17 protein-coding genes are annotated in these 16,574 nt (G+C 59.8%); 15 read left to right on the top strand and 2 right to left on the bottom strand.

Annotated elements, in window-relative coordinates; translation table 11 throughout:
- The first annotated feature begins 76 nt into the window (after positions 1-76).
- The 6 genes from E7681_RS15405 (at position 77) to E7681_RS15430 (ending at position 6,068) form a co-directional block, all read left to right on the top strand.
- On the top strand, positions 77-1,327 hold the full coding sequence (locus E7681_RS15405) for an ABC transporter substrate-binding protein (protein ID WP_136340176.1): 1,251 nt from the start codon (positions 77-79) through the stop codon (positions 1,325-1,327).
- 94 nt (positions 1,328-1,421) lie between these two features.
- Positions 1,422-2,183 carry an enoyl-CoA hydratase-related protein gene (locus tag E7681_RS15410; RefSeq protein ID WP_246032506.1) on the top strand — a complete coding sequence of 254 codons (762 nt, stop codon included), beginning with the start codon at positions 1,422-1,424 and terminating at the stop codon, positions 2,181-2,183.
- Between the two features lie 11 nt (positions 2,184-2,194).
- Positions 2,195-2,977 (top strand): enoyl-CoA hydratase/isomerase family protein, encoded by a 783-nt coding sequence (locus E7681_RS15415; RefSeq protein WP_136340178.1) that lies wholly within the window; start codon positions 2,195-2,197, stop codon positions 2,975-2,977.
- A 42-nt stretch (positions 2,978-3,019) separates the two neighbouring features.
- A complete protein-coding gene (locus tag E7681_RS15420; RefSeq protein WP_136340179.1) occupies positions 3,020-3,778 on the top strand; it encodes an electron transfer flavoprotein subunit beta/FixA family protein in 759 nt (252 codons plus the stop codon).
- Positions 3,778-4,704: an electron transfer flavoprotein subunit alpha/FixB family protein gene (locus tag E7681_RS15425; protein WP_136340180.1), complete on the top strand. Its 927-nt coding sequence runs from the start codon at positions 3,778-3,780 to the stop codon at positions 4,702-4,704. Before E7681_RS15420 ends, E7681_RS15425 begins: the two co-directional genes overlap by 1 nt.
- Before the next feature lie 206 nt (positions 4,705-4,910).
- The gene (locus tag E7681_RS15430) at positions 4,911-6,068 is read left to right on the top strand and encodes an acyl-CoA dehydrogenase family protein (protein ID WP_027264312.1); all 1,158 of its coding nucleotides are present in this window, start codon (positions 4,911-4,913) and stop codon (positions 6,066-6,068) included.
- A gap of 23 nt (positions 6,069-6,091) precedes the next feature.
- Here the strand turns inward: E7681_RS15430 and E7681_RS15435 are convergent, their stop codons facing one another.
- Together E7681_RS15435 and E7681_RS15440 are read right to left on the bottom strand one after the other, a co-directional pair.
- The gene (locus E7681_RS15435; RefSeq protein WP_136340181.1) at positions 6,092-7,258 is read right to left on the bottom strand and encodes a CaiB/BaiF CoA transferase family protein; all 1,167 of its coding nucleotides are present in this window, start codon (positions 7,256-7,258) and stop codon (positions 6,092-6,094) included.
- A 30-nt stretch (positions 7,259-7,288) separates the two neighbouring features.
- Positions 7,289-8,434: a CaiB/BaiF CoA transferase family protein gene (locus E7681_RS15440; RefSeq protein ID WP_136340182.1), complete on the bottom strand. Its 1,146-nt coding sequence runs from the start codon at positions 8,432-8,434 to the stop codon at positions 7,289-7,291.
- Between the two features lie 104 nt (positions 8,435-8,538).
- Here E7681_RS15440 and E7681_RS15445 point away from each other — a divergent pair, with 104 nt between their 5' ends.
- From E7681_RS15445 to E7681_RS15485, 9 genes are all read left to right on the top strand, one after another.
- The gene (locus tag E7681_RS15445; protein WP_027264315.1) at positions 8,539-8,916 is read left to right on the top strand and encodes a Zn-ribbon domain-containing OB-fold protein; all 378 of its coding nucleotides are present in this window, start codon (positions 8,539-8,541) and stop codon (positions 8,914-8,916) included.
- A 3-nt stretch (positions 8,917-8,919) separates the two neighbouring features.
- A complete protein-coding gene (locus tag E7681_RS15450; RefSeq protein WP_027264316.1) occupies positions 8,920-10,071 on the top strand; it encodes a thiolase in 1,152 nt (383 codons plus the stop codon).
- A 23-nt stretch (positions 10,072-10,094) separates the two neighbouring features.
- A complete protein-coding gene (locus E7681_RS15455; RefSeq protein WP_027264317.1) occupies positions 10,095-10,952 on the top strand; it encodes a MaoC/PaaZ C-terminal domain-containing protein in 858 nt (285 codons plus the stop codon).
- Between the two features lie 10 nt (positions 10,953-10,962).
- Entirely contained in the window at positions 10,963-12,099 is a 1,137-nt protein-coding gene (locus E7681_RS15460) for a CaiB/BaiF CoA transferase family protein (protein WP_027264318.1), read from the top strand.
- 62 nt (positions 12,100-12,161) lie between these two features.
- On the top strand, positions 12,162-12,881 hold the full coding sequence (locus E7681_RS15465) for a transglutaminase-like domain-containing protein (RefSeq protein ID WP_136340183.1): 720 nt from the start codon (positions 12,162-12,164) through the stop codon (positions 12,879-12,881).
- The gene (locus E7681_RS15470) at positions 12,878-13,327 is read left to right on the top strand and encodes a MaoC family dehydratase (protein WP_136340184.1); all 450 of its coding nucleotides are present in this window, start codon (positions 12,878-12,880) and stop codon (positions 13,325-13,327) included. Before E7681_RS15465 ends, E7681_RS15470 begins: the two co-directional genes overlap by 4 nt.
- The gene (locus E7681_RS15475; RefSeq protein WP_136340185.1) at positions 13,314-14,438 is read left to right on the top strand and encodes an acyl-CoA dehydrogenase family protein; all 1,125 of its coding nucleotides are present in this window, start codon (positions 13,314-13,316) and stop codon (positions 14,436-14,438) included. Before E7681_RS15470 ends, E7681_RS15475 begins: the two co-directional genes overlap by 14 nt.
- Positions 14,435-15,586 carry an acyl-CoA dehydrogenase family protein gene (locus tag E7681_RS15480; protein WP_136340186.1) on the top strand — a complete coding sequence of 384 codons (1,152 nt, stop codon included), beginning with the start codon at positions 14,435-14,437 and terminating at the stop codon, positions 15,584-15,586. Before E7681_RS15475 ends, E7681_RS15480 begins: the two co-directional genes overlap by 4 nt.
- Positions 15,587-15,614: 28 nt before the next feature.
- Positions 15,615-16,424, top strand: a complete 810-nt coding sequence (locus E7681_RS15485) for an enoyl-CoA hydratase/isomerase family protein (RefSeq protein WP_028095226.1) — start codon at positions 15,615-15,617, stop codon at positions 16,422-16,424.
- Positions 16,425-16,574: the final 150 nt, after the last annotated feature.

The following is a 16,574-nucleotide window of genomic DNA, read 5'->3' on the forward strand; positions in this document are numbered from 1 at the left end:
GACGCTACGCAGGGCGGCAGCGGCGCTTACGAAACGGTATCATCGCCCTAAACCCTAGAAACGGGAGAGAGAAAACATGAAAGTCAAACAGCACATTAAGGCAGTGGTCCTTGCTGCTGCGCTGGCAACAAGCGCGACTGTGGCCTCAGCGCAGGACAAGGAGCCGATCCGCTTCGGACTCTGCTTCGACCTCAGCAAGTCCTACACCTTCATTTCGCCTCAGGTGGCCCAGGCCGCTCAGGACCTCGCGATGTATACCAACGAAAACGGTGGTATCGAAGGGCATCCGGTGGAAATCATCGTGCGCGATCACGGCAACGAACCGCAGCGCGGCGTGGAATGCTACGAGCAGCTCAAGCGTGAAGGTGTATTCATTTTCAACATGCTCTCGACGCCGGTCACGAATGCGGTTCTGCCCCGTGCAATGAGAGACGGTAACATCCTGATGCAATCGTTCGTCGGTCGGGGTGACGCCGTGGATGGCGAGGTGTTCGAATGGGTTTTCCCGGTCGGCCCGACCTATTGGCAGCAGGCGGCGAACGACGTTGCATTCATCAAGGAGCAGATGGGCGGTGATCTGAGCGATGCGAAGATCGGGTTCATCTATCTGGACTACCCCTTTGGCCAGGAACCGATCGAGATCCTGAAAACGCTTTCCGAGAAGGAAGGGTTCGAACTGGAGCTTTATCCCGTGCCGCTTCCCGGGTCGGATCAAGCCGGCGCATGGAGCAAAATCCGCCGCGACAAGCCCGACTATGTGATCAGCTGGCTACTGGCGGGCGGACATGTGGTCGCCTCGAAGGAAATGCGCCGCAACCGTTTCCCGATCGACCGCTATCTGTCGGTGAACTGGCTGAACGAAGTCGATATCGCCAATATCGGCGCGGAAGAGGCGAAAGGCATCCTGCGCGGGACCAACGTGGCCGGCGGCCAGGAAGTCCCGCTCGTCAAGACGATGCTGGACACCTACTATGCCAATGGCAAGGGCAGCGGACCCGAGAGCCTCGTGCGCGACGTGTACTACAATACGGGCATGGCGATCTACTCGGCCGGTTTCGAAGCTGCGCGTATTGCGATTACCGAAAACGGTTGGCCGATCACACCGGAAACCATGAAGAATGCCTTTGAATCGATCGAGAACTTCGATGGAAACGGCATCATGGCCCCGGTTACAGTGACCGACAAAGACCACGGAGGTGGTGGCAAGACCCGGGTCGAACAGTGGAATGGCGAAACCTGGGTTCCGCTGACCGACTGGAGCGCCGACTATCTCGACGTTGTTTGGGATGTCATCAAGCACAGCTCGGCGACTTTCACCGTCGAATAAGACTGGGCTTCCCCGCGGCAGACACGTCGCGGGGAAGCTTTCCGCAGTTAGATTGTCCCGAGAAAGCGAAGCAGGTATCATGAGCCCCATTGACGTGAAGATCGAAGACGGAATTGCAACCGTCTGTATTAACCGGCCCGAACGCAAAAACGCACTTTCCGTGGCGGCTACGAACGGGCTGACCGATGCTTGGGAAAAGATCGAGGCGGATGACAGCGTTCGTGTGGCCATTCTGACTTCGGCCGATTGTGGCGTGTTCAGCGCCGGACTGGATCTGAAGGAAGCCACAAAAATCGCACGCGACGAGGGCGTCGATATCCTGTCCAAGATGCGCGATCCGTTTCACGAGACAATGCGCGCCTGCAAGAAACCGATCATCGCGGCGATGACGGGGTCGCTGATGGCGGGCGGAATGATGCTGACTTTGAATTGCGATCTGCGGGTCGGTCTCAAGGGGACCAAGGTCGGTATCACCGAAGTAAAGATCGGTCGTGGATCGCCTTGGGCATCGCCAGCATTGTCCATGCTGCCGCAGCCCATCCTTATGGAAATAGTTCTGACCGGCGACTTGATGCCGATCGAGCGCCTGCACGAATACGGGTTCACCAACTATATCGAAGACACTCCCGATGCTGTCCGCGCACGGGCCTTCGACCTTGCCAAACGCATTGCCAGCGCGGCCCCGCTGTCGGTTGTTGCCGCGAAAGGCAGTGTTCGCGCAACCATGGATCTTGGCTGTGCCGGTGGTCTGGAAGAGGGCAAGCGCCTGCACGAGGTGGTTTACGCCAGCAACGACGCGATTGAAGGCCCAAAGGCCTTTGCTGAAAAGCGAGCACCCGTCTGGACCGGGACCTGATGGAGGCTTGAATGACTGAGCTTATTCGCCTGGACAGGGATGGCCCTGTCGGAATCCTGCGGTTTCTTCAGCCGACAAAACGCAACCCTTACAGCATCGGGTTCGTCGAAGAACTAGTGGCGCTCCTGCGCGAAGCCGAACGGGACGCTACGATCCGTGTCGTTGTTATGACCGGTGGCGATCATTTCAGCAGCGGCGGCGATCTTGTCGGGTTTCAGTCTGAGATCGCGAAAGGCGCAAAGGCGACATCGGAAATGGTGGAGCTGGTTCACGATGGCGGACGCGCGGCCTATCTGTTTCGCAAACCTCTGATTTCCGCGGTATGCGGCGTGGCTTTTGGCGCGGGTTTAAGCCTGGCCTTGTCGGCGGACATTGTCGTTGCTGCCGAAGATGCCCGGCTGTGCGAAGTTTTTGCGCGCGTCGGCGGCTGTCCTGACACGGGATCAAGCTGGCTGCTTCAACAGCGTGCCGGTGCGGGGGTGGCGCGGATGCTGGTGCTCACGGGCCGCGAGATCGACGGACGCACCGCTAGGGACCTGCGCGTTGTCGAAGAATGCGTGCCGGCCAACCAGGTCGAGGTACGGGCGTTGGAAATTGCCCGCGAGATTGCAACGCACCCGATGTTTGGCGTTCAGACCGCAAAGCGTGTGATGCGCGCCGCAGCCGAGTGCAGCTATCTCGAGGCGCTGGATATCGAGCGCGATGCCCAAAGCGTTTTGCTGTGCGCGCATGACTTTCCCGAGGCGATGAAAGCGTTCTCGGAAAAAAGAACTCCAGAATTCAAAGACCGTTAGCTCGGTTGAAACCTTATCGCAAAACTCAAGGAGCCCACGCCAATGAAGGTACTCGTGCCTGTGAAACGCGTGATCGACTACAACGTCAAGGTCCGCGTCAAGGCGGATGGCAGCGGTGTCGATCTCGCCAACGTCAAGATGTCGATGAACCCCTTCGACGAGATTGCCGTCGAAGAGGCGATCCGCCTGAAAGAGGCCGGAAAGGCCGATGAGGTCATCGCCGTGTCGATCGGTGTCAAGCAGGCGCAGGAAACCCTGCGCACCGCGCTGGCGATGGGTGCAGACCGCGCCATCCTGGTCGTGGCCGCCGATGACGTGCACCAGGACATCGAGCCGCTGGCCGTGGCGAAGATCCTGGCCAAGGTTGTCGAAGAAGAGCAGCCCGGCCTGGTGATCTGCGGCAAGCAGTCCATCGACAACGACATGAACGCCACCGGCCAGATGCTGTCGGCGCTGATGGGCTGGAGCCAGGCGACCTTTGCCTCGGAAGTCACCATCGAGGGCGACAACGCCGTGGTGACCCGCGAGGTCGATGGCGGTCTGCAGACCATCAAGGTGTCGATGCCCACGGTCGTCACCGTCGACCTGCGCCTGAACGAGCCGCGTTACGCGACGCTGCCGAACATCATGAAGGCCAAGAAAAAGCCGCTGGATGAAAAGACCGCCGAGGATTACGGCGTCGATGTCACCCCGCGCCTGACCGTTGTCAAAACCTCCGAGCCGCCCGAGCGCGCTGCCGGTGAGATGGTCGGTTCGGTCGACGAGCTTGTGTCGAAACTCAAGGAAAAGGGGGCGGTGTAATGGCTGTTCTTCTGCTTGCCGAAGTGAACAATGGCGAATTGTCGATGGACGCAACGGCCAAGGCCGTGACCGCGGCCAAGGACTTGGGCGACGTGACCGTGCTGTGCGCGGGCGCATCCGCCGCCGACGCCGCGAAAGAGGCCGCCACGATCGACGGCGTGGCCAAGGTGCTGGTCGCCGAGGATGCGGCACTGGGTCATCGCCTGGCGGAATCGACCGCCGATCTGATCGTCAGCCTGGCCGGTGATTACGATCACATCGTGGCCCCGGCCACGACCGACGCGAAAAACGTGCTGCCGCGCGTGGCCGCCTTGTTGGATGCGATGATGCTGACCGATGTGTCGGGCGTGGTCGATGCCGACACGTTCGAGCGCCCGATCTATGCCGGCAACGCGATCCAGACGGTGAAATCGTCGGATGCGAAAAAGGTGATCTCGTTCCGCACCGCCAGCTTCGACGCGGCGGGCACCGGCAACTCGGCCTCGGTGGAAACCGTGGACGGCGCCAAGGCATCGGGCCTGTCGGAATGGGTCGAGGACAAGGTTGCCGAAAGCGACCGTCCCGAGCTGACCTCGGCCGGCGTGGTCGTGTCGGGTGGCCGTGGCGTGGGCTCGGAAGACGATTTCGCGCTGATCGAGAAGCTGGCCGACAAGCTGGGCGCCGCCGTTGGTGCCTCGCGCGCCGCCGTCGACTCGGGCTTTGCCCCGAACGATTGGCAGGTGGGACAGACTGGCAAGGTGGTCGCCCCTGATCTCTACATCGCCGTTGGCATTTCGGGTGCGATCCAGCACCTGGCCGGCATGAAGGATTCCAAGATCATCGTCGCCATCAACAAGGACGAAGAGGCGCCGATCTTCCAGGTGGCCGATTACGGTCTGGTCGCCGACCTGTTCGAAGCTGTGCCTGAACTGACCGACAAGCTGTAAGTCCATTGCAAAAATTACAAAAAGGCCCGCCTGTTTTGTCGGGCCTTTTTGTACGAGCCGAATGGGCGGCGCGTTGATTGGAAAAATCCGGATGCGCACGGTCCGAAGCCGTGTGACGCTCCGTCAGAACGGCTCGGGTTCATTGTCGAGAAAAAAAACACTTGTTAGATTTCCTCAATGCAAGCATGACTCGATAGGAATAAAACATGTCTCTGATCAAGAACTCCCCGAGTTGGGCAGTGGATGAACACAAGATGTTCGCCGATAGTACACGCAGGCTTTTCGATGCAGAGATGGCTCCGAAGATTGAAAAATGGGCGGAGCAGGGAATTGTTGACCGCGACTTCTGGAAAACAGTCGGTCAGCAGGGTGTCATGGGTGGCTCGATTGCCGAAGAATATGGTGGTTTCGGTGGCGGCATCGGGTTCGACGCGATTACCGTCTACGAGCAGGGGCGCACCGGTGATACGGGTTGGGGCTATGGGATTCAGTCCATCGTAATCCATTATCTCAACGCATATGGCAGTGAGGAACAGAAGAAAAAGTGGTTGCCGAAACTGGTCAGCGGCGACAGCGTTGCGGCGATTGCCATGACCGAGCCTGGAACGGGCTCTGACCTCCAGAACGTACAAACCTATGCGGAAAAGGATGGCAACCACTACAAGATCAACGGTTCGAAGATCTTTATCACAAACGGGCACACGGCGGATCTCGTTGTTATCGTGGCAAAGACCGATCGCAACGCCGGCGCTAAGGGCGTTTCATTGATCGTTCTGGAAACCGAGGGCACCGAGGGCTTTCGCCGGGGACGGAACCTGAAGAAACTGGGTATGAAAGGTTCGGATACTGCTGAGCTGTTCTTCGAGGATGTGCGCGTGCCCACGGCGAACCTGCTTGGTCCGGAAGAGGGGCAGGGGTTCTACCAGCTGATGAAGCAGCTGCCTTGGGAGCGGCTGATGATCGGCATTACCGCCCTCGGTTTTATTGATTTTGCGATCGATGAAACGGTGAAATATGTTCAGGACCGCAAGGCATTTGGAAGCCGGATCATGGACTTCCAGAATACACGCTTCAAACTGGCGGAATGCAAAACCAAGGCCGAATTGCTACGTTCTTTCGTAAATGACGGGATCGCGCGTCTTGAAGCGGGCGAACTTGATGCGGCCACGGCTTCGATGGCGAAATGGTGGGGCAGCCAGACGCAGAACGAGGTCATGCATGAATGCCTGCAACTTCACGGCGGTTACGGTTTCATGATGGAATACCCCATCGCGCGACTTTATGCCGACAGCAGGGTCCAGATGATCTATGGCGGCACCAACGAGATCATGAAGGAACTGATCGCACGTTCGCTGGATGTTTGATCCGTCGGGTGCCGGGTCGGAGACTAGTCGCCCCCCGGACCGATGATCTCGTCGTTGTGTTCGCCCAGTCCGGGGGCGGGGCGCAGGTCATGCCGCGCCGGTGTCGCCGAGAATCGAATGGGCGGGCGTGTCGTCCAGATCGCACCTTCGGTCGGGTGATCAATCCGTTGAAAGAACCCGGTTGCGGCAAGATGGGGATCGTTCGGCAAATCTGACAGGTTGCGCACTGGCATGGCGGGTATGTCGGCCTGCTCCATGAGGTCAAGCCACTCATCTGTGGTCCGGGTCAGCGCAATCTGCGCCACCATATCGTATACTGCGCCGATGTTGCGGCTTCGGGCATCCATGTCAGTGACCCAGACATGGTCGATCATGTCGTCGCGCCCGACCGCCTGAAAGAACCGCGCCCATTGCACGTTGGTGTAGGGCAGAATGGTGATGTAGCCATCTGCGGTCTGAACCGGACGCCGGTGCGGAACCAGCATGCGGGCATAGCCGAAATCCTGCGGAGTCTCCTCGAAGGTGGCGCCATCCATGTGTTCGGCCAGCAGGAAGGCGGCCAGCGTCTCAAACATCGGAACTTCGACATGCTGGGCCTGTCCCGTACGCTCGCGGTGGAACAGGGCGCCCATCACGGCATAGGCGGCGGTCACGCCGCCAAGCTTGTCGGCCAGAATTGTCGGGGCATAAGCGGGCGGTGCCTCGGGGTCGCGCAAGGTTGCCAGGCTGGCCAATCCCGACACCGACTGGACGGAATCGTCGAATGCTGGCTTGGCGGCATAGGGCCCGTCCTGTCCGAAACCGGTGGCGGATACCGTGATCAGGTTCGGGTTTTCCTGGCGCAGGGTTTCGGGATCCAAAGACAATCTGGCAAGCGCCGCAGGCCGGATGCTCGAAATCATCACATCGGCATCGATGAGCAGTTTGCGCAACTGATCGAGACCGGTTTGTGTTTTGAGGTCGATTACGACACTGCGCTTGTTACGGTTGGTCCCCAGAAAAGCGGCCCCCATCAGCTTGTTGCGCGATGGCTGGACCTGGCGAAGAAGATCGCCCTCGGGGCCTTCCACCTTGATCACATCGGCCCCCAGATCGCCCAGCATCTGCGTCGCCAAAGGTCCGAAAACTACAGAAGTCAGATCGACGATCTTCACGTCTTGAAGGATCGCCGGATTGTTCTCATCGGTCATTTGATTGTCCACTTAGTTGCCTACCGTTTTTTATGAACAACGGCCGAACTCGGCGCGAAGGGCCTTGCCTTGCGCATCGAAGGCCGGGCAGGGGCCCAGTGCCGTTTCGCCGAGGCTGCGCCGGATCGGGGGGGTCGGGACGTTGATTTCACCGGAAGGCGTGCGAATTACGGACCGGTCAAGCTGGGGGTGACCGGACAGGGTCGCCACGTCGTTCACCGCGCCCGAGGCAATGCCCGCAGCGTCAAGCCGCTTCAGCATCTCGGCGCGGTCATGCGAGGCGAACACGTCCTTGATGAGAACTTCGAGCGCGGGTTTGTTTTCAATTCGCGACGTGTTGTCATGGAACCGGGGGTCGGTTGCCAAAGCCGCATCGCCCAGTATGTGTTCACAGAACCGTTGCCATTCGCCGTTGTGTTGCACGGTAATGACGACAAGCTGACCGTCCTTGCATTCATAGGCCCCGTACGGGCAAATGACCGTGTGGTTCAGTCCGACACGAGGTGTCGGCTTGCCAAGGTAATCGTGATACAGCAGTGGAACCGACATCCAGTCGGCCATCACATCAAACATTGCCACGGAAACGCCGCTGCCCTTGCCGGTGCGATCACGCCCGACAAGTGCTTCGCAGATTCCAGCATGGGCTGTCATACCGGTGGCGATATCGCAGACCGACACGCCCACCCGTCCTGGTCCGTCGGGTGTACCGGTCACTGATGCCAGACCGCTCTCGCATTGCACCAGAAGGTCATAGGCCTTGGCGTTGCGCATCGGGCCGTCTTCGCCATATCCGGTGATGTCGCAGGTCACTAGACGCGGGAAGCTCTCTCGCAGACTCGCGGAATCGAGCCCCAGCTTGGCCAGCGCGCCCGGCAGCAGGTTCTGAATAAACACATCTGCGTTTTCCAGCATCCTGAGCAGGATTTCACGGTCTTCGTCGGCTTTAATGTCCAAGGCGACCGATTCTTTGCCTCGGTTCAGCCATGTGAAATAGGCGCTTTCACCGTTGGCGGCGGTATCGTAGGCGCGGGCGAAATCGCCGGCTCCCTTGCGTTCGATCTTGATCACACGCGCGCCGGCATCGGCCAGCCGCGAGGAGCAAAAAGGCGCGGCGACTGCCTGTTCCAGCGCAACGACGAGTTTGCCGGAAAGGGGGGCTAAATCTGAACCTGGCATGAGTTTCTCTCAATTGATCCTGAAAGGTTGACTAAATCTAACAATTGTTAGAAACATAATCAATACGATTAGACAAAGACTGGATCGCTTGAAGGAGAACGCCGGTGCAGGACGCCAAACGACCAGACCAGTTTTTCCAACGCGCGCTGGCAGAGGGAGAGATCCTGCTGCCCAAGTGCGACGACTGCGGGGGATATCACTTTTTCCCGAGAGTCCTGTGTCCCCATTGTCATGGCAGCGCGATTTCTTGGAAGAAGGCTAGCGGCAAGGGACGGGTCCACACCACAACAGTTGTGCGCCGAAAGCCCGAACGGGGCGGCGATTACAACGTATGCGTCGTCGAGCTGGATGAGGGTGTCCGGATGATGAGCCGGGTCGAGGGCATTGCTCCGGGTGAGGTCGCCATCGACATGCCGGTAACCGCCTTCGTGGGCGAGGCCGAGGGTGTTCCGGCCGTGCTTTTCAAGCCGTCGGAGGGATAAGCCATGACCACTGAACTTCGGGGGAAATCCGCCATCGTAGGTACCGGTCATGCCGGTTTCGGAGAAGCCCATGGCCTGACGGCCTATGATGTCATGGCGCAATCTGCGCTTGCGGCGCTTGGCGATGCCGGGCTGAAACTGTCCGACGTCGACGGGCTGTTTTGCACCATGATGGAAGACAGCATGCCGGCGCTTATGGCGGCGGAGTATCTGGGCATCCAGCCCCGTTTCATTGATGGCACGATGTCGGGCGGTTCGTCTTTCGTAAACTACCTGACGTCCGCGACCATGGCGCTGGACGCCGGTCTGTGTGATGTCGCGCTGATTGTTTATGGCTCCAACCAGCGCACCGCGTCGGGCAGACTCGTGACCGCTTCACGTCCGCCGGCCTACGAGGCGCCGTATAATCCGCGCTATCCGATCTCGGCCTATGCGATGGCGGCGGCGCGGCACATGCATGAATATGGCACCACCCGCGAACAGCTGGCCGACGTGGCCGTTGCTGCGCGGGCCTGGGCGCAGCACAACCCCGAAGCGTTCGAGCGCGGCCCGCTGACCCGCGAGGACGTGTTGGGTGCGCGCATGGTGGGCGATCCATTGACCGTGCGCGACTGTTGTCTTGTCACCGACGGCGGCGGCGCGATCGTAATGGTCCGCGCGGACCGCGCCCGGGATTTCCCGAAGGCGCCTGTCTATGTGCTGGGCAGTGCTGCGGCAAGCTCGCACCGGCAGATTTCGCAGATGAAGGATTTCACCGTGACCGCAGCCCGCGACTCGGGCGCGCGCGCCTTTGCGACGGCCGGCGTGACCCCTGCGGATATCCAGGCGGTCGAGCTCTATGATGCCTTCACCATCAATACCATCCTGTTTCTTGAAGATCTGGGGTTCTGCGCCAAGGGCGATGGCGGGGCCTTTGTCCAGGGCGGGCGCATCGCGCCTGGCGGGGCCTTGCCGGTGAACACGAATGGCGGAGGCCTGTCCTGTGTGCACCCCGGGATGTACGGTATCTTCACAGTGATCGAGGCTGCTCGTCAGATCCGTGGCGACGCGCCGGGCATTCAGTTGAAGGATATTGATCTGGCGCTGGCGCATGGCAACGGCGGTGTGCTGTCCAGTCAGGTCACGGCCATACTTGGATCGCAAAACACGCTCTGACGGCAACTAAGGGAGGAAAGATCATGCCACTGGATTTCGAAGCACTTTCGAATTGGGATTTCGAAGAGATCAAGCAGACTCTGACCGAGCGGGATACCATCCTTTACGCACTCGGGCTGGGGTTCGGCGAAGATCCGACAGACAAGAAAGAACTGGCCTTTGTCTATGAGGACGGTCTGAAGGCGGTTCCCTCGATGGCGGTCATTTTGGGGTATCCCGGCTTCTGGCTGCGCGATCCCAAGACCGGCGTAAACTGGCAAAAAGTGCTGCACGGAGAACAGTGGCTCGACATCTACAAGCCGCTGCCGACACATGGCCGGATTGTCGGCCGCAGCCAGATCGACTTCATCTCGGACAAGGGCGAGGGCAAGGGCGCTGTGATCTATCAAAGCCGCGAGATCATCGACGCGGACAGCGGCGACAAGCTGGCACGCGTCGCGATGTCGGCCTTCGCCCGGGGCGACGGCGGATTCGGCGGCGAGAACAGGCCCGGCCCGACGCCGGCGGTGCTGCCGGACCGGGTGCCCGATCACATATGTGATATCGAGACGCTTCCGCGCCAGGCGCTGATCTACCGGCTCAGCGGCGACATGAACCCGCTGCATGCCGACCCCGATGTCGCGCGGTCGGTCGGGTTCGACCGCCCGATCCTGCACGGTTTGGCGACCTATGGTCTGGCCGCCCGGGCGATTCTCAAGACGTTGCTGGACTATGATTCTGCCCGGCTTGTCGGTCTGGATGTTCGGTTCTCGGCTCCGGTCTATCCCGGCGAAACCGTGCGGTTCGAAATCTGGGAAGAGGACGGCGAGGCCCGGTTTCGAGCGTCTATTCCTGCACGCGACGTGGTTGTTCTGAACAACGGCGCGGCGCGCTTTGCCTGAGGCAGTGAAGATGGCTCAACCGCTCAAGGATATCCTGGTGCTGGATTTCAGCACACTTCTTCCCGGTCCGATGGCGACGCTCATGCTGTCCGAGGCTGGCGCCGAAGTGATCAAGTTCGAACGGCCCGGAGCCGGCGAGGACGCGCGCCACACGGAGCCAAAGATCGACGGAGAGAGCATCGGATTTGCTGTGTTGAACCACGGCAAGCGATCGGTGGCCATCGACCTCAAGTCAAGGGGCGCAGTGGAACGTCTGCGCCCCTTGATCGAGAAGGCCGATGTTCTGGTAGAGCAGTTTCGTCCCGGCGTGATGGACCGGCTGGGGCTTGGTTATGAAGCGGTGCGAAAGATCAATCCCGGTCTCATCTATTGTTCGATCACCGGCTATGGCCAGACCGGACCAAAGGCCAGCGCCGCCGGCCACGATCTCAACTACGTCGGTGATGCGGGTATCCTGTCGCTCAGTCGCGGACCGGATGACCAGCCAACAGCCCCGTTCGGGCTGGTCGCCGATATCGGAGGCGGAACCTATCCTGCGGTGATGAATATCCTGCTGGCCCTGATTGCGCGGCAGGCAAGCGGGCAGGGGACGCATCTGGATATCGCAATGGCCGAGGGGGCGTTCGCCTTTGCCTATTGGGCCCATGCCGAAGGTGTGATTGCCGGGCAGAACATCGAAAGCGGTGGCAGCCGTCTGACGGGTGGCCTGGCCCGGTATCGGCTTTATACGGCTGCGGACGGGCGTCAGATCGCCGTCGGCGCGTTGGAAGAAAAGTTCTGGCAGTCGTTCTGCGATGTCATTGGTTTGCCTGTGGCCCTTCGCGATGACTGGTCCGATCCAAATGCCTGTGCCGCAGAGGTTGCACGTCGTCTGAGGGAACACCCCTCGACCCATTGGGAGCCTTTGCTGGCTGCGGCAGATTGCTGCTGTTCGGTCGTGAAGACGCCCGCCGAGGCGGCGCGTGACCCGCATTTCAAAGCGCGTGACGTGTTCGGGCGGACCGTAAAAATCTCCGGCCGGGACGCGCCCGCTTTGCCGCTGCCAATTGCCCCGGAGTTCCGTTCTTCCGGAAATTCGGTCGGAGTTGCAGCCACTCTGGGCGAAGACAATCCGCGTTATGGCGTGGACCAACCGAAAACAGAGTAAATCCCGTTGACGGGCAGGATTTGAATCGGTAATCTAACATTTGTTAGAAAAAGGGGGGGCCAATGGACAAGTCTGACGATGACCTGCCGACTGAAGCTGAGCGTTATGTCATGCCATCGCGCTTTGTGGAAAGCGATAGCGTGGAAGTGCAGGGTTTCGTGACATCGGCTTTGCGTGATCTTCCTGTGGACGCAACCAATCGAGACAAGGCGATCCGCCTGTTCGAAGCGGTGCGCGACGATATTCGCTATGATCCCTATTGTTTTGCGCTGGATGAGGACTCTTACCGTGCCAGCCGTATCGCTGGCGCGGAAGCGGCGTTTTGCGTTCCCAAGGCAATTCTTCTGGCGGCTTGTTTGCGTGCTGTGGGTATCCCCGCCGCTCTGGGGTTCGCGGATGTGCGCAACCACCTGAATACACCCAAGTTGCAGGAGTTGATGGGGACCGATCTCTTTATCTACCACGGCTATGTTCAGCTGTGGTTGGGGAATGAGGCCTACAAGGTGACACCTGCATTCAACATGGAACTGTGTGAAAGATTCGGGGTCAAACCCCTGGTCTTCGACGGCTATCACGACGCGCTCTTTCATGAGTTCGACGAACAGAATCACCGGCACATGGAATATGTGAACGACCGTGGTCTCTATTTCGACGCGCCGATGGGTGAGTTCCTGGTGGCGTTCAAGCAAACCTATCCGAAGCTGGAAGAATTCAACCGCATCCGGATATCCAAGGATGCGAGCGGATACGATGACGGTTTCGCAAAGGAGGGTGCCTCTTGAGGTATCTGGAAGACTTCTCGCCGGGCCAAGTCTATCGCTTTCGCAGCGCTCCGATGAGCGCGGATTCAATAAAGGCCTTTGCCAAGGAATGGGATCCGCAGCGGCTGCACACCGATGAAGACTATGCAACCGCCATACATGGCAGCCTGATCGCCTCGGGCTTTCAGACCATGCTTGAGGTGTTCAAGCCGGTCATGACCGAGATGATGGTCGATGTTGCCAATATCGGCGGCATGGGCTTTGACAATTTGCGCTGGCTGCGGCCTGTGCACCCGAACGAACCCCTTGATGTCGAACTGACGGTCAACTCGGTCACACCGTCAAAAAGCAAGCCCGACAGAGGTGTTTTGCACTATACGCTCAGCGCCAGAAACCCCGAGGGCGAGGTCGTTTTTTCGACCGACACCCCCGTGATGATCCAGCGAAAACAAAATGACACAAACTGATATCCTTTCCAGCGAACAAGAAGACCTTCGCCTGTTGCGCGAGAGCGTGCGCACGTTGTTTGAACGGGCGGGCGGAAGTGACAGAGCCCGACAACTCCGTGATGCCGGGGGCGGTTTCGATCCGGAGATGGTCCGGGAACTGGCCGAGGCCGGTGTTTTCGGCGTGGCGGTGCCCGAAGATCAGGGCGGGCTTGGCATGGGCCTAGCCGCCGGGGGTGTCATCGCCGAGGAAGTCGGCCGTGTGATTGCCCCGGAACCGGTCGTGTCGACGATCGGTCTGAGCCTCGGCCTTCTGCGCCGCCTTTGTCCGGATCATCCGAAGATGGCACAGCTCATCGGCGGCGAAATTTCATTGGCGGTTGCCTGGCAGGAACGCGGCCCCGACGGGGCGCCTGCCGATGCGACCTGCCGATACGCGGACGGAAAGCTGACCGGTAGCAAGGCCTGGGTCGTCGGTGCGATCGGTTCGCACGGGTTCCTTGTCGTGGCCGAACAGGATGATGGTCCGGTTCTGGTTCTGGCTGAGGCAGACGCGCAGGGGCTTGTCATCGACAAGCGGACGCAGGCGGATGGCAGCTCTCTGGGCGAGCTTTCGTTTTCGGGAACTCCGGCCGCGGAATTGGCCAGCAGCGGTGCGGTTCTCACTGCACTGGCCGAGGCTGTCGCCGATGCAACGGCGCTTGCCGCGGCCGAGCTTGTCGGCCTGAGCGAGCGCGCCTTCGAGATCACGCTCGACTACATCAAGACGCGGGAGCAGTTCGACAAGCCGATCGGATCATTCCAGGTCATCCAGCACCGTGCCGTCGACCTCAACGTGATGTGCGAGGTCGCGCAGGCCGGAGTGCGGGAGGCGCTTGCGCAGATGGACAGCGAAACCGATCCGAAGGTTCGGGCCCCGATTGCCAGCCGCGCCAAAGCGCGCGCCGTCACGGCCGCCAAGAAAATCACCCGCGACGCCATCCAGCTGCACGGGGCCGTCGGGTACACGGATGAGTTCGATATCGGGCTCTACCTGAACCGGGCGCTGGTGCTGTCGGCCTGGTTGGGCGACGATGCCTATCACAGGCGGATATGGTTCGAGGCACGCGAAGCAGAGGGGGCAGCACAATGACCGACTGGAACGCTATGACCGATGCAGAGTTCCGCAAAGAAGTGCGCCAGTTCTTCGAGGCGGAATATCCCGAGGAGCTGCGTCACCTGCCGCACCGACCGAAGTTCGCCGAGATCGAACATTGGCACCGCAAGCTTCACGCCAAGGGCTGGGTCGCGCCAGCCTGGCCCGCTGAATTCGGCGGTATGGGGCTGAACGCCGCCAAGTTGCTGATCTTTTACGAAGAGCAGCAGCGCTGGGGCGTCAATCGCGGCCGCGACATGGGCGTGCAGATGGTCGGGCCGCTGATCATCAAATTCGGCACCCAGGAACAAAAAGATTACTGGCTGCCGCGTATCCTGAGTTGCGAAGATATCTGGTGTCAGGGCTATTCGGAACCCGGCGCCGGGTCCGATCTGGCGAACCTGCGCACACGCGCAGAGATTGACGGCGACGACTTTGTCATCAACGGACAGAAGATCTGGACGACGATGGCGCATGACGCCACGCATATTTTCATGCTGGTGCGCACCGATCCCGATGCGCCGAAGAAACAGCAGGGCATCAGTTTCCTGCTCGCTCCGATGGATCAACCCGGAGTCGAGGTGCGCACCATCACGACCCTGTCGGGCGAGACCGAGTTTTGCGAGGTCTTCTTTGACAATGCACGGACGCCCCGCGAGAACCTCGTGGGCGAGCTGAACAAGGGTTGGACGATGGCCAAGGCTCTCTTGAGCTTCGAACGCATTTTCATCGGTTCGCCAAGTCTGGCCCAGAACGCTCTGGGACAGCTTGAAAGCTTTGCCCGTGGCCGTGGCGCGTTTGACGATCCGGTGTTCCGTGACCGCTTTGCCCAGGCGGCACTGGATGTGGAAGATCATGCCGCGCTTTATGCCCGTTTTGCAGATCAGCTCAAACGTGGCGAGACGCTCGGTGCGGATGTGTCCATGCTGAAGATTTGGGTGACTGAATGCTTCCAGCGCATCACCGAGCTGATGATCGAAGCAGCCGGTCCCGATGGCGGCTCCATCGGGCCGCTTCAGGTCGGCAACGTAAGTGTCGATGTTCTGGCGAGTTTCTACAAGGCCAGACCTACCACGATCTACGGTGGATCGAACGAAATCCAAAGAAACATCCTGTCCAAGGCCGTCCTGGGACTGCCTGGCTGACTCAATACCCCACGGAGGAAATAGAACCATGTCGGATCGTTATGCAAAATACGATAAACTGAAATTTGACTACCCGGCGGATCGCGTCCTGCGCATCACGTTCGACCGGCCCGAGACATTCAACTCGGTCGATGCCGAAACCCACACTCAGATGACGGACATGTGGATCGATATCGACCGTGACCCAGACATCAATTCGGTCATCGTGACCGGTGCGGGCAAGGCATTTTCCGCCGGGGGTGATTTCAGCCTGATCGAAAACATGATTGGCAATTCGCACGAGATCATGAAGACGTGGAAAGAAGCCAAGGATCTCGTCTATAACATCATCAACTGCAACAAGCCGATCATTTCCGCGATCAATGGCCCTGCGGCCGGCGCAGGCCTTGTGGTTGCCATCCTGGCCGACATCTCGATCGCCGGAAAGAAGGCCAAGATTGTCGATGGTCATCCCCGCCTTGGTGTTGCCGCCGGTGACGTCGCGGCGATTATCTGGCCGCTGCTGACCTCGATGGCCAAGGCGAAATACTATCTGATGACCTGCAAGCCGGTGTCGGGCGAAGAGGCCGAGCGTATCGGTCTGGTATCAATGTGCGTCGAGGATGACGAGCTGCAGCAGATCGCGCTGGATACAGCCGTCGAACTGGCCAACGGCTCGCAAAGCGCGATTCGCTGGACCAAGTATTCGCTGAACAACTGGCTGCGCCAGGCCGGGCCGATCTTTGATGCGTCGACCGCGCTGGAGATGCTTGGCTTCATGAGCGAGGACGTCAAGGAAGGTGTGTTGTCGCACCGCGAGAAGCGCGCGCCGAACTTCCGTAAGGACTGCCCGCTTTAACGCCCGATTGGACGAGGAGGCATGGAAATGTCTGATGATATCTACAAAGATATAGCTCAAGCCTATGCCGCTGCGGCCGAAAAAGCTCCTGGCCTGAAATCGCGATTTACGGCTGCCGGATTCGATCCGGCAGCTGTCACATCGGTGGCG

This window comes from Thalassobius vesicularis (genome assembly GCF_004799325.1).
GTDB classification, from domain to species: Bacteria; Pseudomonadota; Alphaproteobacteria; order Rhodobacterales; family Rhodobacteraceae; genus Thalassobius; species Thalassobius vesicularis.